General features: G+C 40.2%; 34 protein-coding genes and 1 pseudogene. 7 read left to right on the top strand and 28 right to left on the bottom strand.

What is annotated here, in order from left to right; all coding sequences use genetic code 11:
• Positions 1-25: 25 nt before the first annotated feature.
• Positions 26-718: a KinB-signaling pathway activation protein gene (locus J7E77_RS20330; RefSeq protein WP_214716691.1), complete on the bottom strand. Its 693-nt coding sequence runs from the start codon at positions 716-718 to the stop codon at positions 26-28.
• Between the two features lie 149 nt (positions 719-867).
• Here J7E77_RS20330 and gerD point away from each other — a divergent pair, with 149 nt between their 5' ends.
• Positions 868-1,443 (top strand): spore germination lipoprotein GerD, encoded by a 576-nt coding sequence (gerD, locus tag J7E77_RS20325; protein ID WP_214716690.1) that lies wholly within the window; start codon positions 868-870, stop codon positions 1,441-1,443.
• A 107-nt stretch (positions 1,444-1,550) separates the two neighbouring features.
• Here gerD and J7E77_RS20320 read toward each other — a convergent pair whose 3' ends face one another.
• The 3 genes from J7E77_RS20320 to J7E77_RS20310 all read right to left on the bottom strand — a co-directional run bounded on the left by J7E77_RS20320 (position 1,551) and on the right by J7E77_RS20310 (position 4,001).
• The gene (locus J7E77_RS20320; RefSeq protein WP_214716689.1) at positions 1,551-2,609 is read right to left on the bottom strand and encodes an Mrp/NBP35 family ATP-binding protein; all 1,059 of its coding nucleotides are present in this window, start codon (positions 2,607-2,609) and stop codon (positions 1,551-1,553) included.
• Positions 2,610-2,747: 138 nt separating this feature from the next.
• The gene (cwlD, locus tag J7E77_RS20315; RefSeq protein ID WP_308160716.1) at positions 2,748-3,473 is read right to left on the bottom strand and encodes an N-acetylmuramoyl-L-alanine amidase CwlD; all 726 of its coding nucleotides are present in this window, start codon (positions 3,471-3,473) and stop codon (positions 2,748-2,750) included.
• A gap of 84 nt (positions 3,474-3,557) precedes the next feature.
• Positions 3,558-4,001, bottom strand: a complete 444-nt coding sequence (locus J7E77_RS20310; protein ID WP_168241537.1) for a YbaK family protein — start codon at positions 3,999-4,001, stop codon at positions 3,558-3,560.
• 194 nt (positions 4,002-4,195) lie between these two features.
• Here J7E77_RS20310 and J7E77_RS20305 point away from each other — a divergent pair, with 194 nt between their 5' ends.
• Positions 4,196-5,110 (top strand): nuclease-related domain-containing protein, encoded by a 915-nt coding sequence (locus J7E77_RS20305; protein WP_214716687.1) that lies wholly within the window; start codon positions 4,196-4,198, stop codon positions 5,108-5,110.
• Positions 5,111-5,323: 213 nt separating this feature from the next.
• Here J7E77_RS20305 and J7E77_RS20300 read toward each other — a convergent pair whose 3' ends face one another.
• Positions 5,324-5,491 (bottom strand): hypothetical protein, encoded by a 168-nt coding sequence (locus tag J7E77_RS20300; RefSeq protein ID WP_214716686.1) that lies wholly within the window; start codon positions 5,489-5,491, stop codon positions 5,324-5,326.
• Positions 5,492-5,598: 107 nt separating this feature from the next.
• Between J7E77_RS20300 and J7E77_RS20295 the strand changes: the two genes are divergently transcribed.
• The 4 genes from J7E77_RS20295 to J7E77_RS20280 all read left to right on the top strand — a co-directional run bounded on the left by J7E77_RS20295 (position 5,599) and on the right by J7E77_RS20280 (position 9,224).
• A complete protein-coding gene (locus tag J7E77_RS20295; protein ID WP_214716685.1) occupies positions 5,599-6,315 on the top strand; it encodes an SDR family NAD(P)-dependent oxidoreductase in 717 nt (238 codons plus the stop codon).
• The gene (locus tag J7E77_RS20290) at positions 6,315-7,343 is read left to right on the top strand and encodes an S-adenosylmethionine:tRNA ribosyltransferase-isomerase (protein WP_251028133.1); all 1,029 of its coding nucleotides are present in this window, start codon (positions 6,315-6,317) and stop codon (positions 7,341-7,343) included. The genes J7E77_RS20295 and J7E77_RS20290 overlap by 1 nt, the downstream gene beginning before the upstream one ends.
• Before the next feature lie 113 nt (positions 7,344-7,456).
• A complete protein-coding gene (locus J7E77_RS20285; RefSeq protein WP_214716683.1) occupies positions 7,457-8,569 on the top strand; it encodes a GAF domain-containing sensor histidine kinase in 1,113 nt (370 codons plus the stop codon).
• A gap of 13 nt (positions 8,570-8,582) precedes the next feature.
• Positions 8,583-9,224: a response regulator gene (locus tag J7E77_RS20280; protein WP_308160715.1), complete on the top strand. Its 642-nt coding sequence runs from the start codon at positions 8,583-8,585 to the stop codon at positions 9,222-9,224.
• A 10-nt stretch (positions 9,225-9,234) separates the two neighbouring features.
• On the opposite strand, the pseudogene J7E77_RS20275 reads toward J7E77_RS20280, so the two are convergent.
• Positions 9,235-9,366, bottom strand: a pseudogene (locus tag J7E77_RS20275) (lyase family protein); the annotation flags it as partial.
• A gap of 77 nt (positions 9,367-9,443) precedes the next feature.
• Here J7E77_RS20275 and J7E77_RS20270 point away from each other — a divergent pair.
• A complete protein-coding gene (locus J7E77_RS20270; RefSeq protein WP_214716682.1) occupies positions 9,444-9,878 on the top strand; it encodes a CBS domain-containing protein in 435 nt (144 codons plus the stop codon).
• Between the two features lie 432 nt (positions 9,879-10,310).
• On the opposite strand, the gene rpsI is transcribed toward J7E77_RS20270, so the two are convergent.
• The 22 genes from rpsI to J7E77_RS20160 all read right to left on the bottom strand — a co-directional run bounded on the left by rpsI (position 10,311) and on the right by J7E77_RS20160 (position 23,479).
• On the bottom strand, positions 10,311-10,703 hold the full coding sequence (rpsI, locus tag J7E77_RS20265) for a 30S ribosomal protein S9 (RefSeq protein WP_088085009.1): 393 nt from the start codon (positions 10,701-10,703) through the stop codon (positions 10,311-10,313).
• A gap of 20 nt (positions 10,704-10,723) precedes the next feature.
• Positions 10,724-11,161: a 50S ribosomal protein L13 gene (gene rplM / locus J7E77_RS20260; RefSeq protein WP_088085008.1), complete on the bottom strand. Its 438-nt coding sequence runs from the start codon at positions 11,159-11,161 to the stop codon at positions 10,724-10,726.
• Positions 11,162-11,415: 254 nt separating this feature from the next.
• The gene (gene truA / locus J7E77_RS20255) at positions 11,416-12,156 is read right to left on the bottom strand and encodes a tRNA pseudouridine(38-40) synthase TruA (protein WP_214716681.1); all 741 of its coding nucleotides are present in this window, start codon (positions 12,154-12,156) and stop codon (positions 11,416-11,418) included.
• A 12-nt stretch (positions 12,157-12,168) separates the two neighbouring features.
• On the bottom strand, positions 12,169-12,966 hold the full coding sequence (locus J7E77_RS20250; RefSeq protein WP_214716680.1) for an energy-coupling factor transporter transmembrane component T family protein: 798 nt from the start codon (positions 12,964-12,966) through the stop codon (positions 12,169-12,171).
• Positions 12,963-13,832 carry an energy-coupling factor ABC transporter ATP-binding protein gene (locus J7E77_RS20245; protein WP_214716679.1) on the bottom strand — a complete coding sequence of 290 codons (870 nt, stop codon included), beginning with the start codon at positions 13,830-13,832 and terminating at the stop codon, positions 12,963-12,965. The genes J7E77_RS20250 and J7E77_RS20245 overlap by 4 nt, the downstream gene beginning before the upstream one ends.
• Complete coding sequence (locus J7E77_RS20240) at positions 13,808-14,647, bottom strand: energy-coupling factor ABC transporter ATP-binding protein (protein WP_214716678.1); 840 nt, start codon at positions 14,645-14,647, stop codon at positions 13,808-13,810. Before J7E77_RS20240 ends, J7E77_RS20245 begins: the two co-directional genes overlap by 25 nt.
• Before the next feature lie 401 nt (positions 14,648-15,048).
• Positions 15,049-15,411, bottom strand: coding sequence for a 50S ribosomal protein L17 (gene rplQ, locus J7E77_RS20235; RefSeq protein WP_088085003.1), 363 nt, complete (start codon positions 15,409-15,411; stop codon positions 15,049-15,051).
• Between the two features lie 64 nt (positions 15,412-15,475).
• Positions 15,476-16,420, bottom strand: a complete 945-nt coding sequence (locus J7E77_RS20230; RefSeq protein WP_214716677.1) for a DNA-directed RNA polymerase subunit alpha — start codon at positions 16,418-16,420, stop codon at positions 15,476-15,478.
• Between the two features lie 176 nt (positions 16,421-16,596).
• Positions 16,597-16,986 (bottom strand): 30S ribosomal protein S11, encoded by a 390-nt coding sequence (gene rpsK / locus J7E77_RS20225; RefSeq protein WP_075689916.1) that lies wholly within the window; start codon positions 16,984-16,986, stop codon positions 16,597-16,599.
• A gap of 22 nt (positions 16,987-17,008) precedes the next feature.
• Positions 17,009-17,374, bottom strand: a complete 366-nt coding sequence (gene rpsM / locus J7E77_RS20220; RefSeq protein ID WP_214716676.1) for a 30S ribosomal protein S13 — start codon at positions 17,372-17,374, stop codon at positions 17,009-17,011.
• Between the two features lie 24 nt (positions 17,375-17,398).
• On the bottom strand, positions 17,399-17,512 hold the full coding sequence (gene rpmJ / locus J7E77_RS20215; protein WP_000868344.1) for a 50S ribosomal protein L36: 114 nt from the start codon (positions 17,510-17,512) through the stop codon (positions 17,399-17,401).
• Between the two features lie 38 nt (positions 17,513-17,550).
• Complete coding sequence (gene infA, locus J7E77_RS20210; RefSeq protein WP_007085268.1) at positions 17,551-17,769, bottom strand: translation initiation factor IF-1; 219 nt, start codon at positions 17,767-17,769, stop codon at positions 17,551-17,553.
• 193 nt (positions 17,770-17,962) lie between these two features.
• Positions 17,963-18,709 (bottom strand): type I methionyl aminopeptidase, encoded by a 747-nt coding sequence (gene map / locus J7E77_RS20205; RefSeq protein WP_214716675.1) that lies wholly within the window; start codon positions 18,707-18,709, stop codon positions 17,963-17,965.
• Complete coding sequence (locus J7E77_RS20200) at positions 18,709-19,356, bottom strand: adenylate kinase (protein WP_214716674.1); 648 nt, start codon at positions 19,354-19,356, stop codon at positions 18,709-18,711. Before J7E77_RS20200 ends, map begins: the two co-directional genes overlap by 1 nt.
• Positions 19,357-19,413: 57 nt before the next feature.
• The gene (gene secY, locus J7E77_RS20195) at positions 19,414-20,709 is read right to left on the bottom strand and encodes a preprotein translocase subunit SecY (RefSeq protein WP_214716673.1); all 1,296 of its coding nucleotides are present in this window, start codon (positions 20,707-20,709) and stop codon (positions 19,414-19,416) included.
• Positions 20,709-21,149: a 50S ribosomal protein L15 gene (gene rplO / locus J7E77_RS20190; protein WP_168241509.1), complete on the bottom strand. Its 441-nt coding sequence runs from the start codon at positions 21,147-21,149 to the stop codon at positions 20,709-20,711. The genes secY and rplO overlap by 1 nt, the downstream gene beginning before the upstream one ends.
• A 32-nt stretch (positions 21,150-21,181) precedes the next feature.
• Positions 21,182-21,364 (bottom strand): 50S ribosomal protein L30, encoded by a 183-nt coding sequence (gene rpmD, locus J7E77_RS20185; protein WP_088084997.1) that lies wholly within the window; start codon positions 21,362-21,364, stop codon positions 21,182-21,184.
• 1 nt (position 21,365) lies between these two features.
• Complete coding sequence (rpsE, locus tag J7E77_RS20180; protein ID WP_088084996.1) at positions 21,366-21,878, bottom strand: 30S ribosomal protein S5; 513 nt, start codon at positions 21,876-21,878, stop codon at positions 21,366-21,368.
• Positions 21,879-21,902: 24 nt separating this feature from the next.
• Complete coding sequence (gene rplR, locus J7E77_RS20175) at positions 21,903-22,265, bottom strand: 50S ribosomal protein L18 (RefSeq protein WP_088084995.1); 363 nt, start codon at positions 22,263-22,265, stop codon at positions 21,903-21,905.
• Between the two features lie 32 nt (positions 22,266-22,297).
• Positions 22,298-22,834, bottom strand: coding sequence for a 50S ribosomal protein L6 (gene rplF / locus J7E77_RS20170; protein ID WP_088084994.1), 537 nt, complete (start codon positions 22,832-22,834; stop codon positions 22,298-22,300).
• A 31-nt stretch (positions 22,835-22,865) separates the two neighbouring features.
• Positions 22,866-23,264 (bottom strand): 30S ribosomal protein S8, encoded by a 399-nt coding sequence (gene rpsH, locus J7E77_RS20165; RefSeq protein ID WP_168241507.1) that lies wholly within the window; start codon positions 23,262-23,264, stop codon positions 22,866-22,868.
• Positions 23,265-23,293: 29 nt separating this feature from the next.
• Positions 23,294-23,479 carry a type Z 30S ribosomal protein S14 gene (locus tag J7E77_RS20160; RefSeq protein ID WP_034676107.1) on the bottom strand — a complete coding sequence of 62 codons (186 nt, stop codon included), beginning with the start codon at positions 23,477-23,479 and terminating at the stop codon, positions 23,294-23,296.
• Positions 23,480-23,488: the final 9 nt, after the last annotated feature.

Raw genomic sequence — 23,488 nt, 5'->3', positions numbered from 1 at the left:
CTGAAGTTTTTCAGTGGCCTCTATATTAAATGGACGGTTTTTTTGTCTTTTTCATATTTGCTTGTTTATTATTTTTTGATTTACCTGGCGATTGACTCGCCTTTTTTTGTCTTTCCTGCTCAGATTGGAGGTTTAATTTATGAAGAATTAATAATTGATAGGCATTACATGCAAGCAACGCCAACATCATCAGGTAAAGCCAGCTCTTTTCATTGACACGCAGAACTGGAACCCACTCAACTAACGTAACCACAATCATAAAGAACATGGCAGGAATAAACGCATCTTTATTTGTCTGTTTCGTTTTGTACCACGCAACAATTAGACCAACGACTAAAAGAAGGATAGCGGGACCAAAATAAGGCAGAAGCGTATCTTTTGAGTCAGCAAAATTTTCGTATCGTAAATAAACTAAATCAAATAAACCAAATAGAATCAGGACAATTTGAACAGCATTCCAAAGTGAAACAGATTTAAAGATTCCTAAACCAAAACGGTGAACTGTTAAATATGCAAAAAAGCCCATTTGGCTGATGACACTAAACAGAAAGCCCATGACAATTAACCAAATTAATGTGGATAAAATATCAATGAGTTTAAATTCAGTAAAATAGGGCTGAAACTCATTCCAACGAACAATAAAGCCCACAATAGCCGTTGTGAGTCCGCCAACTAATAATGTGTTCAAAAATAGTTTTACCCAATTACGGCTCGTCACACTATAAACCTCCATACTACAAAAATAAATAACATTATGATTGTACCAAGCCAAATTTGAAAAATCCATAATTTATGATTCCTTACGAATAATCTTTCAGCAGTTACTACATGCTAAACTTAAGGATTTTATGTGAAAGGGGCTTATTAATGAAAGCAAAAAGCATGTTGCTCCTCCTGCCCATCATGGTGTTCCTGACAAGTTGTTCTCCCAATGATGCCAGCAGCGGAGGACAAATTGATTACGAAGAAACGAAAAAAATGGTCGTTGATATTCTCAAAACGGATGATGGTAAGAAAGCAATCCAAGATGTGATGTCAAGTGATAGCATGAAGGAAAAACTAGTTATGGACCAAAAGGTGGTCTCTGACACCATCGAGCAAACACTAACTTCTGATAAAGCAAAACAATATTGGAAAGAAACATTCAGTGATCCCAAATTTGCACAAAGCATTTCTAAAAATTTGAAAACTGAAAATAAAAAGTTACTAAAGGAATTAATGAATGACCCTGAATATAGAGGAATGATGATTGAAGTTTTTAAAGAGCCTGAAATACAAAAAGAGTTGGCAGATGCTCTAAAAAGCAAAGAATACCGCGAGCATCTCCAGAAAGTAATTACGGAAACGGTAGATAGTCCTTTATTTAAAGCGAAAATACAAGAATTGCTCTTAAAGGCAGCCGAGGAAGCGAATAGTAAAGCAGCGGCAAAAAAAGGCAGCTAAAGCCACCAAGGGAGCTGAGGGCAAACAGGTATCCGGTTTAAAGATTAATGCTTTCTTATCAAAAATAGAAGCCTTTCCACATAGGAGAGGCTTCAATTTTTATTCATCTACTTATTTTTTAGCAATCCTGTTACTTTTTCTGCTATTTCAAGGTACACTTTTCCAATCTGGTGATTTTCTTGATAAACGGATGGAGCAAAGTCTTCATCGTTCCAATCAGGCTGATTTAGAGGAAGACGGCCAAGAACTTCAGTATTCAATTCTTCCGCTAATTTATCACCGCCGCCTTGTCCAAATACATATTCTTTTTCCCCGGTCAATTTACTTTCAAAATAAGCCATGTTTTCAATGACACCAAGAACCTCATGGTCAGTTTTCAGAGCCATTGCCCCAGCACGTGCTGCTACAAAAGCAGCAGTTGGATGTGGTGTTGTCACAATAACTTCTTTACATGTCGGAAGCATCGTATGAACGTCTAATGCGACATCCCCTGTTCCAGGTGGTAAATCTAAAAGTAAATACTCAATCTCGCCCCATTCTACTTCATTAAAGAAACTGTTTAACATTTTCCCTAACATCGGTCCACGCCAGATAATAGGTGAATTATCCTCGACAAAGAAGCCCATTGAAATGACTTGTACTCCAAAACGTTCAACAGGAATTATTTTTTCGCCTCTAACAACAGGTCTTTCTGTAATTCCCATCATATCTGGAACACTAAATCCATAGATATCCGCGTCAATTAGTCCAACCTTTTTGCCTAGACGTGCTAGTGCAACGGCGAGGTTAACCGAAACAGTTGATTTACCAACTCCGCCTTTTCCACTTGCGATCGCAATGAAAGTGGTATTATTTGAATGAAGCAGGTTGGTATCATTACTTTCTGGTTGTGCATGACGGTTTGCTGCTAACACTTCTTCAGGAAGTTCACTAAAACGGATTCCAACCGATGCCGCTCCTGCTTCTTTTAACAAATTGACAATTTGTGTTTGCAGTTGGAGCTGTTCAGCTGTACCTGTCTTCGCGATGGCCACCTTCACACTGACATGATTTTTTTCTTCTTTTACTTTTATTTCAACAATAGCATTTAATTCAGCTAATGTTTTATGTAAAAATGGTTCTTTGAGGCTGCCTAGAACCTCATGGACTCTTTCTTCTGTTAACATAAAAAAGCACCTCACATTTGAATTCGTTTCCATCTCTCAGTATATCATAACCACGCCCGGAAACAGTTAATTGAATCACACGTACTTTATAGGTTGAATCCAACTTTTTGCAAAAAAATAGAAGGGGTTATCCCGCCTTCAATAATCTGGTTCAACTAATTCTTTTTCATTCGTGTAATAACGAGTAATTCCTTGATAGATGGATATCGCAATTTTTTCTTGGTAAGCATCCTTTTTTAAATTTTCCTTTTCTGCTGGATTGGACAAAAAGCCCACCTCAACTAAAATACCCGGTTTCTTTGCATTCTTTAATATATACACATTATTGATTGGTTTGGCTCTGCGAGTGGTGTTCTCTAAGTTTTTTCGAAGTTCTTCTTGGACGAATTTTGCTGCCTTAGCATTTTCCTTAAAATGTGGAGCATAAAAGGTTTGTGCTCCGCTCCACCTGGCAGAAGGAATCGCATTTAAATGAATGCTGACAAAAAAATCGTTATCACCGTTATTGATCATTTTTAGTCTATTTTTTAAATCTTCAACTTTTCTTCTACTGTAACCCCTTGTATCCGAATCGGCTAAGTCTGTATCTGTTTCTCTCGTCATAATCACAAGGGCACCTTGCATTTGCAGGTAATCCTTGACCTTCTTAGTAATCTTTAAGGCAATGTCTTTTTCCAATGTTTGACCCGTTCCAGCACCGCCATCTGGACCGCCATGGCCCGGGTCAAGTAAGATGATTTTTCCCGACAATGGAAGGTTCCACGCATTTAACGAGTCATCTTGAGCAAAATCGTATTGTAAAACGAAAAATAAGACAAATAGCCCCACAATAAAACTTATGATTTTTAATCTTCGTTTTGACACCCAGATCATTCCTTCCCGCTCGTCCCTTTTCACTAAACTATATGGGACAAAGGGGGGATTTAGAACAGGAAGAAATGATGGACGTTAGTGAAGACGGAGCTTGTGGCGCCTTTGCCCCTTTTCATAGCCTTCTCTCCACCAGATATGAATATATTGCTCACATAGGTAATAAAGTGATTCACTCATGGTACCCTCTTCACCGCTTCCCCAATAAAGGAAAAAATTATATAGGGTATCAATTAAATGTTTTTCTTCTCGATAGCAGCGTTTGCGAACCTCATCTAAGTCTTCTCCATAATAACCAAACTTGCTGAATTTTGCCCCCAATAAAAAGGCTTCAAGGGCAATGTCATAGCACGCTTCTTCTATGCCTGTATTCATTATTAGGCTGGAGGCAATTTTTGTAGAGCCAAAGTATTGTTGGACTCGTTCTTTTAATGTATTGATCGATAACTCCCGAAGGACGGAACGCTCATATTTTATTTGTTTTTCCCGTTTTTTTTCTTTAAAGGTCGTAATTACTGTCACTACTTTTCACCTCTTAGAACTATTCTTTATCTGTGGTTCAGAAGAAATGCAAAGTTCTGACCGTTATAAGTTGCCAATTTTTATCCGATGGATTTGTTCATGCAGAAATAATTGTTAACAAATGATTCAAACAATTTTTATGTTGCTTTTTGTAAAATTAAGGTGGAGTGTTAAAAAATGAGAGGAAGTGGAAAATGATCGTAAAACCCCGGACGATGTCAAAAGAATATAGAACACTGTTATCTTTAAACGCACGTATGGATTTATCGCCAAAAGATAAGAAACATTTAGTGTACCTAGAAAAGGGCTACCAGGGAGAGTTGAAATTTGACCGGTTAACAATGAAATTGGAAAATGAACTTTATATAATAAATGATTTGTGCCTCGAGCAGAATAAATCATTTATTCAAATTGATACATTAATCATTTCTCAGCATACCGTCTACCCGTACGAAGTAAAAAACTATGAGGGAGATTATAGGTATGAATTAGGAAATTTCTATCCTAAATTATCTAAGGATGAAATAAGAAATCCATTTCACCAATTAAATCGTAGTAAATCACTCCTCCGCCCTTTACTTAAAAATCTTGGCTTTTATTTACCTATTGAAGGTGACGTGGCCTTTGTCAACAAAAATTTCACCTTATATCAAGCCCCATTAAACGAACCCATTATACATCCCACTCAGCTTAATAGCCTGATGCAAAAATTAAACGGAATCCCGTCAAAACTAACGAACCGCCACAAAATGCTTGCTGACCAATTAATCTTACTGCATCAAACCGACTCCCCCTATACTCGTTTTCCGCCTTATAGCTATGGTCAATTGCAAAAGGGGCCTCTTTGCGCAGATTGTCACTCGTTAATAACTTCAGTTGTGGATAATAAGATAATTTTGGTGTGTGATAAATGCGGGCACGAGGAGTTGGTCGATTCAGTTGTCCTACGCTGCGTGGAGGAGTTAGTGCTGCTTTTCCCTGATTTAAAAATTACAACGAATCTGGTTCATGATTGGTGTGGAGTGGTTGGGTCTAGAAAAACGATACGAAGAATTCTAATGCAAAACTATAAGTCAGTTGGAGAAAGGCAACATAGGTATTTTGAATAATAATTGATTAAAGCCATCTCCTACTTCACTTTATGTCCAATTAAACGCCCTTCCATTTGTCGTAGAGGGGCCTTGTTTTTTATTAAGGATATGGAACCCTATTTCATATACCGGCGAGGCGCTTTTCCCTCTTTCCTCGGTAAATGGAGACACTTTTCATTTACCGGCGAGGCGCTTTTCCCCCTTTCCTCGGTAAATGGAGACCCTTTTCATTTACCGCCGAGGCGCTTTTCCCTCTTTCCTCGGTAAATGGAGACCTTTTTCATTTACCGCCGAGGCTCTTTTTCCCCTTTCCTCGGCAAATGGAACCTCCCCCTCTTTAAAAGAGGTTAATGCCACTTTTCCTGTTGTTTCGATAACTCCCCGAACAAGTAAATTCACCTCTCCTCATCCTAAAGTTGTAGATAAACTTCAAGCTTTTTTCCGAGGGGGGAATTTCCAGAAACCAGTATGCTTAAGACATCAAGAAACAAAGGAGAGAGACAGAAATGAAAAATAAAGTTGTAATGATTACTGGTGCCTCTAAAGGATTGGGCAGGGCGTTAACACTGGCTTTTGCAAAAGAAGGTTCTCGGCTTGCGATTTGCTCGAGATCAGTAGAAAGCCTTCGAAAAGTAAAAGACGAAGCTGAAAACTTAGGTGCCGAGGTATTGGCGGTTACTGCTGATATTTCCAAATCACGGGATGTGGAAAGGTTCATAGCGATGGCAGAAGAAACCTATGGTCATATTGATGTACTGATTAATAATGCATCGATATTGGGCCCTAGTCCAATGCCATTACTACTCGATTACCCAGAAGAGGAATTTGCCGAGGTGATGTGGGTTAATTCGATTTCGCCATTTCTCGTAACGAGAAGAGTGATTCCGGGGATGCTTGAGCGGAATGAAGGATCCATTATCAATGTGACTTCTGAAGCCGGCCACACCGGTTATGCAGGATGGGGTGCATATGGGATATCCAAATTTGCCGTTGAGGGCCTTACCCAAACCTGGGCGGATGAATTGAGTGAGACAAACGTACGGGTTAACATGATCGACCCGGGCGAAATGGACACAGAGATGCACCACTTGGCCGTTCCTAATTGCGATTACCCATTAGCAAAACCCGAGGATATTGTTGATATATTTTTATATCTGGCATCAGATAAATCTGCAGGAATTAATGGCCAGCGGTTTGAGGCCCAGTCTGGGGAGGTGTCATGATGGCGACCAAAGCGTTAGATTTTTATCTACCTGATGAATTAAATGCATCCCATCCCCCTGAAAAACGAGGCTTAAGAAGGGATCATGTCCGGATGATGGTACTGGACCGGTCTACGGGAGAAATCAAGCATGACCAGTTCTTCCACTTGGCAGATTACCTTCAGCCTGGGGATCTGGTCATAGCCAATAATAGCCGAACCATTCCCGCGGTATTACAAGGTAAATGGTCAAGAAACAACAAAACAATCGCACCCAAAGTGGAAGTCAGGTTGGCAAGGCGCCGTCGTAAAGAATTGTGGGATGCGGTAATTGTAGCTAACCCTGTTAAAACAGGCGATCGGCTAGACTTTTCCCCGGAATTGTCAGCAATCGTAATCGGCGAGAAAGAGAAATCGCCACTTAAGACCATACAATTTACGAAAAAAGGCACAGAGTTATTTAATAGTATCTATGACCTCGGTGAACCGGTCCGATATGAATATATTGAACAGCCATGGGACCTGGATTACTATCAAACCGTTTTTGCCAGCCATCCTGGTTCAGTCGAAATGCCCTCGGCAGGCAGAGCCTTTAGCTGGGAGCTCATTTTTAAAATGAAGCGCAAAGGCATCCAGCTTGATTTTATCCAGTTGCATACCGGGTTAAGCTATTCACTTGATGATAGGTGGCACCAGTCACCCGAAGAGAATGAAGAGGAGTATCAAATCTCTAAACGAATTATGGAACGGATCCTCCAAACGAAAGCATCTGGCAAAAGAGTCATTGCCGTTGGTACAACAGTAGTTCGGGCGCTCGAGACGGCCGCTAAAAACGGGGCCCTTTCAGGGGTGACAAATCTCTATATCGATCCACACTATCCTTTACAAATAGTTGACGGAATCATTACGGGGCTTCATGAGCCACAAGCAAGTCATCTCGATATGTTGTCCACCTTTGTATCAGAGCACCATTTACTACAGGCATATGATTATGCAATCAAAGCCGGCTATCTATGGCATGAGTTTGGGGATATGAATCTAATCTTATGACGAAAGGAGGCAAAAAGCATCAGAAAAGGCAGCTTTTCTAAGTTCAAAGGAAGCGAAACAAACCACCTAATAAGCTATAATAACAGTAAATGCAGGACGCTGGAGGAGAATGTATGTCGGAAGAGAATAAAGATATCGGCATTTTAAAGGAAATCGCTGAACTATTAAATGAAGGAACCGATACAAATGACGTATTGTCTGGAGTGTTGAAAAGGCTTCTTCAAGTGACGGGACTTCAAACAGGCTGGATATTTTTATTGGATGAACATGGAACGCATCATCTTGCAGCCGACGAAGCCCTGCCGCCTGCTTTGGCGAATAACGATAATCAGAGGATGTGTCAGGGTGGATGCTGGTGCGTCAATAAATACAACACTAAGAGATTGAACAAAGCCACCAATATTATGGAATGTAAACGGATTGAAGATGCCCTAGAAGATCAGGCTGGTGAAACATGCGGTCTCACCCATCATGCCACTGTCCCGCTCGGAGCTGGAAATGAACGATTCGGGATCTTAAATGTAGGTTCGCCCTACAAAACCCATTTTCAAAAGAAGGAACTCGCATTACTGGAAGCCGTTGCGTATCAAATCGGCACGGCGCTGAAACGGATCAAACTTACCCAGCGGGAACAAGTAACAGCACTGGTCGCTGAGCGGAATCGGCTTGCAAGAGATCTTCATGATTCTGTTAATCAGCTGTTATTTTCCTTAAGCCTTACAGCGAGGGCTGGAGTGGAAATGACAGAGCAGGATGAAGTGAAACAAACGTTTGGCTATATACAGGATTTAGCGCAGGAAGCGCTTGGCGAAATGAGAGCATTAATCTGGCAGCTGCGACCGCTTGGATTGGAGAATGGAGTAGTAAGTGCCCTGAAAAGTTATGCAGAAATGCTCGGACTGTCCATTGAAGCAAACATCACAGGAGCTGCTAGCATTCCAGGAACGGTCGAGGAAGCATTGTGGCGCATCGGCCAAGAGGCTCTGGCCAATTGTAAAAAGCACTCCCAGACCACAGAAACCAGCCTCACCTTTCATGCTGCCAAAGATGAGGTTGTCATGTCCATCAAGGATCACGGCTGCGGCTTCCACTTTGGAGAAAATCTCGAGATCCCCTCATTGGGATTACAAAGCATGAGAACACGGACAGAGGCATTAAATGGCCAATTTCATTTAAAAAGCAAACCAGGAAGCGGGACAGAAATAGAAATTCATATACCGTATTAAGGAGGAGAACTCAGTGAGTATCCGCGTACTAATCGCCGATGACCATCACGTCGTCAGAAGAGGTCTAGTCTTTTTTCTTCGGACCCAAAAAGAACTTGAAATTATCGGGGAAGCCGCCAATGGCAAGGAAGCGGTTGATCAGGCAAAATTACTGAAGCCAGATATTATTTTAATGGATCTGGTGATGCCGGAAATGGACGGAATCCAAGCCACAAAGATTATTAAAAAAGAACAGCCAGACATCAAAATCATGATGTTGACGAGCTTTTCCGACCAGGATCATGTCATTCCAGCGCTCGAAGCCGGTGCTTCAGGGTTCCAGTTAAAAGATATCCAGCCCGATGAACTGGTCACATCCATTAAAAAAATCATTGGCGGAGAAAACCAGCTCCACCCAAAGGCTACCTCTCATTTACTTGCCAATTTGTCCAATAAAAACAAGCAAGAAAAGAATTTACTAGCGGAATTAACGAAAAGAGAGTTGGATGTTTTAAAAGAAATTGCCAACGGAAAAAGCAATAAAGAAATTGCAGCCTCGTTATTCATCACCGAAAAAACAGTAAAAACCCATGTATCAAACCTTTTGGCGAAACTCGAATTGGCTGACCGGACACAAGCCGCCTTATATGCAGTAAAAAACCAATTAGTAGACTAAAACCCCGTCATAATGAAGAACCAGGCTGACGTGCAGGTAATGTTATCTCGCCGAGTCCTATGCGAGGACCGGAAGCCATCAATCTCAAATCATTGGCAATCTTGGACATGTCCATTATTCATATTTTAAGTGCAGCTGATATATAGAAAAAAGTTACCATTAATAATATCGCCAATGTTACCCATCCTATAAAGGAAAAACATATTTGGAGGTAATTTCATGGCACAATTAAGAGATATCATGACATCAAATGTTCTTACAGTTAACGAAACACAGACCGTACAGGAAGCTGCAGCATTAATGAGCGAATATAATATCGGAGCTATCCCAGTAATCAATAACAGCAGACAAATGGTTGGAATTGTAACGGATCGTGATATTACCCTTCGTACTACAGCACAAGGAGAAGATCCACAAACACCAGTATCTCAAGTCATGACTGCACAGCAGATCGTACAAGGTACACCTGATATGGATGTCCATCAAGCAGCAAATTTGATGGCACAGCAGCAAATTCGCCGATTGCCGGTAATCGAAAATGGACAAATAGTAGGAATGGTTGCTTTAGGTGATCTAGCAGTACAAAATCAATATGCAAACGAGGCAGAACAGGCATTACAAAGTATTTCAACTCCTTCCGCACCTCAACAATAGTAAGGGGTTACCTTTATTGTCATAAAATAATTATTAGCACAGATCAGCCCTTGATCTGTGCTAACATTTTTTTAAGTAAATAAATTAGATGTAGCCGTTAATAACGCTGCACTAACTCCAGATGACAAACCGGCTGCTGAATTTGATGAAAATTATTAGAATCGTTTAATCTCAGTTGATTTAACTGGCACAGCACTTTGCTTAAAATATGAATTGCAGCAAATGTTAAAACAAGGACATAGTGGAAAAAAACGAAGATTTACCTCTTCGTTTTTTTAATTTGTTACTCACCGCTTAAAAGTTTCAAAAGTATATTGAGCCATGATATGTGGTCAAAAAAATTTTTCGTGATCAAAATGTGGTCAAAAGCACTTTTTAGGCATAAAAAAGACCCCCAACCAAATTGGTTGAGAGCCTTTGAAACGCCAAAAATTAACGTTTTGAGAACTGAGGCGCACGACGAGCACCTTTAAGACCGTATTTTTTACGTTCTTTCATACGTGCATCACGAGTTAATAATCCAGCGCGCTTTAATGTTGGACGGAATTCAGGGTCAGCTTGAAGTAATGCGCGAGCAATACCGTGGCGGATTGCGCCAGCTTGACCAGTGTATCCACCGCCGCTTACGTTTACAAGAACATCATAGCTTCCAACTGTTTCAGTAGCTACTAATGGTTGTCTTACAACAACACGTAATGCTTCAAATGGGATATAATCTTCAATTTCACGACTATTTACAATAATTTTACCTGTGCCTGGTACTAAACGTACGCGTGCAACAGAACTTTTACGGCGACCTGTACCGATATATTGAACTTGTGCCAAGTTAATTCCCTCCCTCTTTATTAACCGCGAAGTTCGTAAACTTCAGGTTGTTGTGCTTGGTGCGGATGTTCGCTGCCAGCATATACATGTAATTTTTTAAACATTTGACGGCCAAGAGAATTCTTTGGAAGCATACCTTTAACAGCAAGCTCGATCATTTTCTCAGCATAGTTAGTACGCATTTCTAGAGCAGTTCTTGTTTTTAAACCACCTGGATGCATTGTGTGACGGTAGTAAATCTTGTCAGTTAATTTCTTTCCAGTAAGTTCTACTTTTGAAGCATTAAGAATAATTACATTATCACCAGTGTCAACATGTGGTGTAAAAGTTGGTTTGTTTTTACCACGTAAAATTGATGCTACTTCAGAAGCAAGACGTCCAAGAGTTTTGCCCTCAGCATCAATTACGTACCATTTACGCTCGATAGTGTTGGCATTTGCCATAAACGTTGTACGCATGAGTTTCCCTCCTAATTTAAATCCATAAAAGATTATTGTTTTCGCACTTTCAAAGCAATTAGAGTTCGATTCTGTTCCGGGAATCAACTTCTAATACCCTTGTGCGGTTAAGTTTGTATTCATATATTTTCAATCACGATGAAGACTTTCCGGGGCTTTATCGTGGGATTAAAAACACGCACATCTAATATAATAAAACCTGCAGGTCAATATGTCAAGAAAATGTTACACCAGGTGAAGTTGTTTAGCTCATTTTATTCATAAAAGACTTCCCAAAGATATAAACCATGACCTGGAGCTGTCTTTCCCGATAGCCTCCGGTCTTTATGGGCTAATATTATCGGAATATCCTCAGGGCTGCGTTCACCCGATCCGACCTCTAATAAAGTTCCAACCAAAATACGCACCATATTATACAAAAAGCCATTTCCAACAAAACGGATTGTCAGTGACTCATCCTTACGTGTAAAGTCAATCGATTCAATCGTTCGAACTTTATCAACTACTTCCGTCTTTGCCGCACAAAAACTAGTAAAGTCATGTGTACCAAGGAAAAGTTTACTTGCCTGCTCCATCGCCTGTAAATTTAAACGGTATGGATATTGATAAGCAAATTTCCGCTGAAAGGGATCTCTTTTTTGAGATAAATGAAGAACATAGCGATATTCCTTCCCTTTCGCGTCGAAGCGGGCATGAAAGGACTCGGTGACAGGAACAACCTTTAGAACGGAAATATCTTCAGGCAGCATGGAATTCAATGCTTTCTCCCACTTGTCAGCTGGAATTAGTAGTGGTGAATCAAAATGAATGACTTGTCCTTTTGCGTGAACACCGGCATCCGTTCGACCTGAGCCGACGACTTTCACCATATCACCCTTATGCATTTTTGATAAAACATCTTCTAATACAGACTGTACGGTTCGCTTATTTGGTTGGACCTGGTAGCCGGAAAAGCCCGACCCGTCATAGGAAATAATACATTTATACCTTGCCATGGTTTCGCTCCATTATGAACGTAATAAAAATAGTAGGATCGATAGAAGGACTAATAGCCCCATCTGTAAGGAATCAGCAATTTTCCAGGATAATTCCCGGTATTTTGTTCTTCCTTCCCCGCCTTGATATCCTCTAGCCTCCATCGCGATCGCTAATTCCTCCGCTCGTTTAAAGGAACTGACAAACAATGGGATAAGCAGTGGAATGACGGCTTTGATGCGTTCCTTAAAAGGACCGCTAGCAAACTCAACGCCACGGGCTATTTGCGCCTTCATTATTTTATCCGTTTCCTGCATAAGTGTTGGAATGAACCTTAAGGAAATAGACATCATTAATGCCATTTCGTGAACAGGGAAACGGACCTTTTTTAAAGGATCTAACAGCGTTTCAAGGCCATCGGTAATCTCAATTGGGGTGGTGGTTAACGTCAACAGTGACGTCATTAATATTAAGAAAAAGAATCGTAAGGAAATAAAAATCCCCTGCCTGACCCCTTCCTCATAAATTTTTACAGGACCTAGTTCAAATAAAAGGGTACCCTCTTTTGTGAAAAACAGTTGCAGCACTAAGGTAAAAAGAACGAGCCAGATGACTGGTTTAAGACCGCCATATAAAAAGCGAACCGGGACCCGCGACAATCCAAGCATTAAAAAAGTATAGATTCCAATAAGTGCATAGGTTACGACATTGTTTGCTAAAAAAATAACACAAACAAAAAGAAAGATGATCATTAATTTTGAACGAGGGTCCATTTTATGAATAATAGAATCTGACGGGACATAGCGTCCAAAAATCATTTTTTCCATCATGAGTGAACACCTCTACTTATTACCTTAGTAACAGCAGTAGACAACTCATCAATGGTTAGAAAAATTTTCTCTAATTTCATGCCAAGTTTCTCCTCAAGCTTAAGTTGAAACCGAACCACTTCAGGAACATCAAGTCCCATTTCAACCAGCTCAGTCGGCGCAGAGAATATCTCCTCTGGTGTTCCTTTTTTGACAACCTTCCCTTGCTGCATAATCACAATTTGGTCTGCGTATCTAGCAGCATCCTCCATACTATGTGTAACAAGAATGGTAGAGAGCTTTCTTTCCTTATGGAGAGAAAAGAACATATCCATAACTTCTTTTCGGCCTCTTGGGTCTAATCCAGCAGTAGGCTCGTCCAGGACAATAACATCGGGCTCCATTGCAAGTACTCCTGCAATTGCGACGCGGCGCATTTGTCCACCAGAGAGGTCAAACGGTGATTTATTTAGTATATCTTCCTCTAGACCCACTTGTTTTAAAGCAACCCGTGCCCTTTCCTTTGCTGCTGTTTCAGAAACCCCAAAATTCAACGGCCCAAAAATAATATCTTTTTCCACCGTCTCTTCAAATAATTGGTGTTCAGGAAATTGAAAGACGATGCCAACTTTTTGCCGGACTTTTTTTAAGTTCTTATTTTTTTGCAAAGCTTTAATTTCATGTTCACCAATTGCTACTGTTCCTTTTGTTGGTTGAAGGAGAGCGTTTAAATGCTGCAGGACTGTTGATTTCCCTGAACCGGTATGACCAATAATCGCCATATACACACCTGAAGGAATATCAATAGACACATCCTCAATGGCCAGTCGTTCAAAAGGAGTATTGACTTGATAACGATAATCTACATGTTTGAGCGAGATGTCCATAACTCTTTCACCAACTCTTCTTCCGATAAATAGTGCCTAGATAGATCGATTCCATGATTCCTTAATGCTTTCGTCATTTTCACTGAAAAAGGAATATCTAACCCTAACTGAACCAATTGTTCATCCATAGAGAAAATCTCTTCAGGTGTACCCTCCCGGAAGACCTCCCCTTTGTTCATGACGATGATTCGATCCGCCTTAGCCGCCTCTTCTAAATCATGTGTAATCGAGATAACGGTCAATGATTTCTCTTCTTTTAATAATCGGACGGTCTCTAATACCTCTTCGCGTCCTCTTGGATCAAGCATGGAAGTTGCCTCATCAAGTATGATGATCGATGGCCGTAAAGCTAGCACACCAGCTATTGCCACACGTTGCTTTTGTCCGCCTGATAGATGGTGGGGCTCTTGATATAGAAACTTATCCATCTTAACTCTCTTTAACGAATCCGCGACTCTTTGAACCATTTCGTCTCTAGGAATGCCGTTATTTTCTAGACCAAAAGCCACATCATCCTGTACTGTCGTTCCAACAAACTGATTGTCAGGGTTTTGAAAGACCATCCCTAATTTTTTACGGATATCCCAAATTGACTCTTCATCCAACTTTATACCGCAAACTGTAATCTCACCAGTTTGTGGAAATTGCAGCCCATTTAGGAGTTTTGCCATCGTGGATTTGCCTGACCCATTATGACCGACAATCGCAAGCCATTCCCCCTCATATATATCAAAAGAGACATTATTTAGTGCATAACGATCTTGTGCGTCATATTGAAAAGATACTCCATTAAGAGATACAATTGAATTTTTCACAGATAATTCCTCCTCTCAGCTAAACTATTCTCCGCTCATTATTTCTTTTACATATAAAAAAAAGCCTGCACCTCGTCCCTATGCAGTTTCTCTGTAAACTGCAGTTTAAGGAATTTCTATAAAAGAAATGAGAGGAGGTGCATGAGCTAGACGAGACGTATTTAATTCAATCTGCACAACAATAGCGCGAGATGATAAAAGATACAAGAAATCAAGTCACATAAAAAGTTACAAGATATCAAGTAGGACTTTTAGATTTTCTCCAATGAATTGGAGTTACGCTCATCGTAACACTCTTTTTGGCTTGGGTCATCTTGATATAAGATTCACTTACAGAAAAAGGGCAAAGAACAAGTTTGTTTGTAAACTGTCCAGCGCCCTTGTTGTCTGTTAAAGATATATTAAACTAACTCGATAATAACCATTGGTGCACCGTCACCGCGGCGTGGTCCAAGTTTCATAATACGAGTGTATCCACCTTGACGCTCTTGATAACGCGGAGCGATATCAGCGAAAAGTTTTTGTACTGCACTTGTATTATTTTCAGCATCAGCAACTTCGTTACGAACATATGAAGCAGCTTGACGACGAGCGTGTAAATCACCACGTTTACCTAAAGTGATCATTTTTTCAACAGTCACACGAATTTCCTTCGCACGAGTTTCTGTTGTTTCAATGCGCTCATTGATAATTAAATCTGTAGTTAAATCACGTAGCATAGCTTTACGCTGTGCACTTGTGCGTCCTAACTTTCTGTATGCCATGAAGGGTTCCCTCCTTTGTTGAAGTCATTAAACGGATTAACGCATGTGTATTACGATATACAAATCAGTCGTCTTTACGCAAGCCTAATCCAAGCTCTTCTAGTTTTGCCTTCACTTCTTCAAGTGATTTACGGCCTAAGTTACGAACTTTCATCATATCTTCTTCAGTCTTATTCGCTAATTCCTGAACAGTGTTGATTCCAGCACGCTTTAAGCAATTATAAGAACGAACAGAAAGATCTAGTTCTTCAATAGTCATTTCAAGGACTTTTTCTTTTTGGTCTTCTTCTTTTTCAATCATGATTTCAGCATTTTGAGCTTCATCAGTTAAACCAACGAAGATATTCAAATGCTCGGTCAAAATTTTGGATCCAAGAGCGATCGCTTCTTTTGGCCCAGTGCTTCCATCTGTCCAAACATCAAGTGTGAGCTTGTCGAAATTAGACATTTGACCAACACGTGTGTTTTCTACTTGAAATTGTACGCGAGAAACTGGCGTGAAAATAGAATCAATTGGAATAACACCTATCGGTTGATCTTCTCTTTTGTTTTGAACAGCCGGTGTATATCCACGTCCACGTCTAGCAGACAAACGCATGCGAAGATGACCATTTGCAGCTAATGTTGCAATATGAAGCTCAGGATTTAAAACCTCAACATCACTATCATGAGTAATATTGCCAGCTAAAACTGGACCCTCACCTTGTACATCAAACTCAAGCGTCTTCTCTTCATCAGAGTAGATTTTTAAAGCTAATTTTTTAATGTTTAAAATGATGGATGTTACATCCTCTACGACGCCTTCAATTGTTGAGAACTCATGAAGTACCCCATCGATTTGAATCGATGTAACCGCGGCACCTGGGAGTGAAGATAATAGGATACGACGTAAGGAGTTACCCAAAGTGGTACCATATCCACGCTCAAGTGGCTCTACGATGAATTTGCCATACTTAGCATCATCGTTGATCTCAATCGTTTCGATTTTTGGTTTTTCTATTTCGATCATCAAATAACCCTCCTTCAAAACGTCGAAACTCTAAATCAGCATATTTGCTAATTAAAAGTCCCCATGTATACGTTCCCGTTTTGTGCACAACAACTGGAATAAATCTTCTGTAAGAGTGCAAAAAATTAGTATCATATCCCATTATAGACGCATGATACAAAATCTATACAGAAAAATTAAACACGACGACGTTTTGGTGGACGGCATCCATTATGAGGAACAGGTGTAACGTCTTTAATTGCAGTTACTTCTAGACCAGCAGCTTGAAGAGCACGGATTGCAGCTTCACGTCCTGCACCAGGTCCTTTAACAGTAACTTCTAAAGTTTTCATACCATGTTCAATGGAAGTCTTAGCTGCTGTTTCAGCCGCCATTTGTGCAGCAAATGGTGTAGATTTACGAGAACCTCTAAATCCAAGAGCACCAGCACTTGACCATGAAATTGCATTACCATGTACATCAGTAATTGTTACAATCGTATTGTTAAATGTTGAACGGATATGAGCGATACCAGCTTCAATATTCTTTTTAACACGACGTTTACGTGTATTCGTTTTACGTGCCATTTAAATTAACCTCCTTTACCGATTACTTCTTCTTGTTCGCTACAGTCTTACGAGGACCTTTGCGTGTACGAGCGTTGTTTTTCGTATTTTGTCCACGAACTGGTAAACCACGACGATGACGTAATCCGCGGTAGCAGCCGATTTCCATTAAACGCTTAATGTTAAGAGAAATTTCACGGCGAAGGTCACCTTCAACTTTTAATTTGTCGATGATGTCACGGATTTTGTTTAATTCGTCTTCTGTTAAATCACGTACACGTGTATCTACAGAAACACCAGCTTCTGCTAGTACTTTTTGTGCAGTATTTTTACCAATTCCATAAATGTAAGTTAAAGAGATAACTACACGTTTTTCACGTGGAATATCTACACCAGCAATACGTGCCATAGAAAATGCGCACCTCCTTCAAAATTAACCTTGTTTTTGTTTATGTTTAGGGTTTTCACAGATAACCATAACTTTTCCGCGTCTACGGATAACTTTACATTTTTCGCAGATCGGTTTAACAGATGGTCTTACTTTCATTATTATCCTAACCTCCTTAGTAGTACGGAGTGCAAGCATTATTTAAAGCGGTAAGTAATTCTTCCGCGTGTTAAGTCATATGGAGAAAGCTCAACAGTCACTTTGTCACCCGGAAGGATCCGAATGAAATGCATTCGTATTTTACCAGAAACATGCGCTAGCACGGTATGACCGTTTTCTAATTCTACCTTAAACATTGCATTTGGCAATGTTTCAATGACTTTACCTTCAATTTCAATTACATCATCCTTGGCCATCGATCTCGTCTCCCTTCTATTTTCAGGATTGCGTTTATTCAAACTAGGTAGAGCAAGCAAAGCTATTCGCTCGTATGTCGTCCTGCAACCTTTCAATTCTAACATATTGAGCAGCATTCTGTCCTCAGTAAATATTACAAATTACCTAAAAACGGATCAGAATTGATAACAACTATTGAAATCCACACAAAACTTATAATTTGGTTAGGATTTCAAATCCTGCATCAGTGATCGCAACCGTATGCTCGAAATGCGCACAACGCCTGCCGTCAACAGTTACAACTGTCCAATTGTCAGTCAATGTTCTCACATATCGGCTTCCGGCATTTACCATCGGTTCAATAGCAAGTACCATTCCAGGCATAAGACGCGGACCATTGTTTGGTGGACCAAAATGTGGAATATGAGGTTCCTCATGTAAGTCTTGCCCTACTCCGTGTCCTACATACTCGCGTACAATAGAAAAGCCATTTGCTTCCACATACGTTTGAATCGCATGGGAGATGTTCGAGAGTCGCTCGCCCGGTTTTGCTTCGTTTATGCCTAGATAAAGAGATTCCTCTGTTACCTTCAGCAAATGCTGGGAATTATCATCAATCTCTCCTACAGCATAGGTCCAAGCTGAATCACCATGATAACCTTCATACTTAGCACCGATATCGATGCTAATAATGTCTCCTTCATTGAGAACACGATTACCAGGAATTCCATGAACAAGTTCTTCGTTCACACTTGTACAAATGCTGCCGCGAAAACCATTATACCCTTTAAACGAAGGAAATGCATCTTGTGAGAGAATAAATTCTTCAGCAATCATGTCTAATTCCTTTGTGGTAATCCCAGGAGCTACATGTTTTTGTAACTCTTGGTGGGTAAGGGCCACAATCCGCCCGGCCGCGCGCATGATTTCAATTTCCCTAGGGGTTTTGCAAATGATCATTATAAGCCCCCAAGTAATTGCTCGATATCAGCGAATACCTTGTTAATATCCTGCTGACCATCAATCGTGCGAAGATAACCTTTTGTTTCATAAAAAGTTAATAATGGTTCTTGTTGTTTGATATTTACGTCTAAACGATTTTGAACAGTTTCTACATTATCATCCGCTCTTTGGTATAACTCACCGCCGCAACGATCGCATACGTCCTCTTGTTTTGGAGGATTAAAAACTAAATGATACGTAGAACCACATTCTTTACAAATACGACGCCCTGTCAAACGTTCCATTAATAAATCCTTATCCACATTAATATTAATTACATAGTTAATTTTTTTATTTAAATCAACTAAAAGATTTTCCAACGCCTCTGCTTGAGGTACAGTTCTAGGAAAGCCATCTAAAAGGAATCCTTTTTGACAATCTTCCTTGCTTAATCGTTCACGAACAATTCCGATTGTTACTTCATCAGGAACAAGTTCGCCCTTATCCATGAATGATTTCGCTTGTAAACCTAGTTCTGTTCCTTCTTTCATCGCTGCACGGAACATATCTCCAGTAGAGATATGAGGGATGCCGTAATTTTCGACGATTCTTTCAGCTTGAGTACCTTTTCCGGCACCTGGAAGCCCCATTAATACTAAATTCACACGTGTTCCCCCCTCGTGCTATAAATTGGTTTTAGGGAGCAGTGGCCCCCAAAACCTTTACTTTATAAACCCTTTATAGTGACGTTTAACTAATTGTGCTTCAAGTTGTTTCATCGTATCTAATGCTACACCGACAACGATTAGCAAACTTGTTCCACCAATTTGAGCCGATTGCGGCAGATTGGCTAAATTAATAAATAACATAGGCAATACAGCAATCACTGCTAGGAAGAGTGCACCAACGAAAGTTAAACGATATAAGACGCGTGTTAAGTATTCTTGCGTACTCTTTCCTGGACGGATCCCTGGAATATAGCCGCTTTGCTTTTGCAAGTTTTCCGCTGCTTGTTCAGGGTTAACTTGGATAAATGCATAGAAATAAGTAAACGCGATAATTAACGCAGCATATAACGTCATCCCGATTGGATGAGAATAATCAAATACTTTTGTAATCCAAAGTGTTACATCATTAGTTGGGAAAAATGATGCGACCGTTCTTGGTGTTACAATGAATGAAACCGCAAAGATTACAGGAATTACACCCGCCGCATTAACTTTTAATGGCATGTGGGTGGATTGTCCTCCAACAGGATTACGTCCAGCAACCACACGTTTAGCATATTGAATAGGTATCTTACGATTTGCTTGTTGGATAAAAATAACTCCAACTACAATTGCCACAACAGCAAGTGCTATTAAAACTACAGTAACAATACGTAAGAATAATGCCTCTCCTGCATTCTCAAATTGCTGTACATAAATTTGATTAATAGTTGATGGCATTCCAGCAACGATACCGGCAAAGATGATAATTGAAATTCCATTACCAACACCTTTTTCAGTAATTTGCTCCCCTAACCACATTAAAAATGCTGTACCTGCAGTTAAGACAACTGCAATAAGAAGATACGTAGCAATTCCAGGATTTTCAATCAATTGACCGCTGGCTAAATTATTAAAGCCATAGGACATACCTAATGCTTGGATAAAACCAAGCACTATTGTGAAATATCGGGTGATTTGAGCAATCTTACGACGACCTGATTCCCCTTGCTTAGACCATTCCGTAAATTTAGGAACAACATCCATTTGCAGGAGCTGTATAATGATCGAAGCAGTGATATATGGCATAATCCCCATTGCAAAGATGGAGAATTGTTTTAAAGCTCCACCGCCAAAAGTATTTAAAATACCGAAAACACTAAGCTTATCTTGATTTGCAAGTACATCTGCATTTACATTGGGTACTGGGATAAATGTACCTAATCGAAATACGACTAACATTAAAAGGGTGAATATGATCTTCTGTCTTATCTCACCCACGCGCATAAAATTGGAGATTGTCTGGAACATTAGATCACCTCAGTGTTTCCACCAGCAGCTTCGATCGCTTCCTTAGCAGCAGAGGAGAATTTGTGAGCTTTGACAGTCAACTTTTTCTCTACGTTCCCTTTTGCAAGAATTTTGATTCCTGCTTTTTCGTTACTTACTACACCTGATTCGATAAGAAGTTCTGGAGTAACTTCTGTACCTTCAGCAAAGCGGTTTAAAGCATCAAGATTTACAACTGCATATTCCTTACGGCTGAAGTTTGTAAATCCGCGTTTTGGTAAACGACGGTATAAAGGTGTTTGACCACCTTCAAAACCTAGACGTACACCGCCACCCGAACGAGCGTTTTGACCTTTATGACCTTTACCGGCAGTTTTTCCTTGACCAGAACCGATACCGCGTCCTAGACGCTTACGATCTTTACGAGAACCCTCAGCAGGTTTTAGTTCATGAAGTTTCATATTGGCACCTCCTTATGAAAGAAAACAATAAATTATTGTTCTTTAACTGTTACAAGGTGAGCAACTTTGGTAATCATACCGCGAATAGCAGCGTTATCTTGATGCTCAACCGTTTGATTCAATTTACGTAATCCTAAAGCTTTAACTGTTTCACGTTGATCGCCAGGACGGCCAATTACGCTGCGAGTGAGGGTAACTAATAGTTTATTCGCCATTTTATTTCCCCCCGTATCCTAACAGTTCTTCTACTGATTTACCACGTAGTTTAGCTACGTCTTCAGCACGTTTTAATTGTTTTAAACCATCAATTGTTGCACGAACCATGTTAATAGGAGTATTTGTTCCTAATGACTTAGAAAGGATATCAGCTACTCCGCCTAACTCTAGTACAGCACGAACTGGTCCACCAGCGATAACTCCTGTACCTTCTGAAGCAGGTTTTAGAAGAATTTCACCAGCACCAAAACGTCCGATTACTTGGTGAGGAATGGTTGTTCCAACCATAGCTACTTCTATTAAGTTTTTCTTTGCATCTTCGATGGCTTTACGAATAGCATCAGGTACTTCTTGAGCTTTACCAGTACCGAAACCAACGTGACCGTTTTTGTCGCCTACAACAACAAGGGCTGTGAAGCGGAAACGACGTCCACCTTTAACAACTTTCGCAACACGGTTAACCGTGACTACGCGTTCTTCTAGTTCAAGTTTGTTTGGATCAATACGACGCATCTTTTTGTGTCCCTCCTTTGTCTTTTAGAATTGTAAGCCGTTTTCACGGGCAGCATCAGCTAATACTTGAATACGTCCATGGTATAGGTATCCGCCACGATCAAAGACAATAGAAGTGATACCTTTTTCTACCGCACGTTTAGCAACTAACTCACCGATCATTTTAGCAGCTTCAACATTATTAGTTGATTCTAAAGTAAAGTCTTTATCTAAAGTAGAAGCACTTGCTAAAGTTACTCCATTAATGTCATCAATTATTTGAGCATAAATATGTTTGTTAGAACGAAACACATTTAGACGTGGACGAGCTGAAGTTCCGCTAAGTTTCGCACGAACACGAGCATGTCTTTTCTTGCGAGTAGCGTTTTTATCAAGCTTCGTAATCATTTACGTCACTCCTTTCGTTTACCTATGAGGCATTACTTACCAGTTTTACCTTCTTTACGACGAACAAATTCACCTTCGTAACGAATTCCTTTACCTTTATAAGGCTCAGGAGGACGAACTCCGCGAATATTCGCTGCTAATGCACCAACACGTTCTTTGTCAGTACCTTTGATAACGATTTTTGTATTAGCAGGCACCTCGATTTCAAGGCCCTCTTCAGGTTCGATCTCAACTGGATGAGAGTATCCAACGTTTAATACAAGCTTGGTACCTTGCTTTTGAGCACGATAACCAACCCCGATTAACTCTAAGCCTCTAGTGAAGCCAGTGGATACACCTTCAATCATGTTCGCAAGCACGGCACGAGTAGTTCCGTGTAATGCGCGGTGTTCTTTTACATCAGAAGGACGAGTGATTGTTACAAGATTCTCTTCCACGTTGATAGTAATATCAGGATGGAAAGTACGAGTAAGTTCACCTTTAGGTCCTTTAACTGTAGCAGTACTATTATTTAAAGTAACTGTAACTCCTGCTGGAATAACAATTGGTTTTTTTCCTACGCGAGACATTTAGTGCACCTCCATTCATTCAAAAGCTCAATTACCAAACGTAAGCTAATACTTCTCCGCCGACTTGTTTTGCACGAGCTTCTTTATCTGTAATAACACCTTGTGATGTTGATACTAATGCGATACCAAGACCGTTAAGAACGCGTGGTACCTCAGTTGATTTTGCGTAAACTCTAAGTCCAGGCTTGCTTATGCGCTTAAGACCAGTAATAACACGTTCATTACTAGCACCGTATTTTAGGAAGATACGGATGATACCTTGTTTGTTGTCTTCGATAAATTCGACGTCACGTACGAAACCTTCGCGCTTTAAAATTTCAGCAATTTCTTTTTTCATATTAGAAGCAGGCACTTCTAACTTTTCGTGACGCACCATATTCGCATTACGAATGCGAGTAAGCATATCAGCAATTGGATCTGTCATGACCATTATTTTTACCTCCTTCCCAGACTTGGGTTTTACCAGCTAGCTTTTTTAACACCAGGAATTTGTCCTTTGTACGCTAATTCGCGGAAACAAATACGACAAAGCTTAAATTTACGGTATACAGAGTGTGGACGGCCACAACGTTCGCAGCGTGTATACTCTTGTACTGCATATTTAGGCGTGCGCTTTTGTTTCGCAATCATTGACTTTTTAGCCACGTTTTCGCC

The organism is Bacillus sp. ISL-77 (assembly GCF_018613105.1).
The sequence above is the reverse complement of the archived record's forward strand: the minus strand, read 5'-3'. Positions and strand labels throughout refer to the sequence as shown.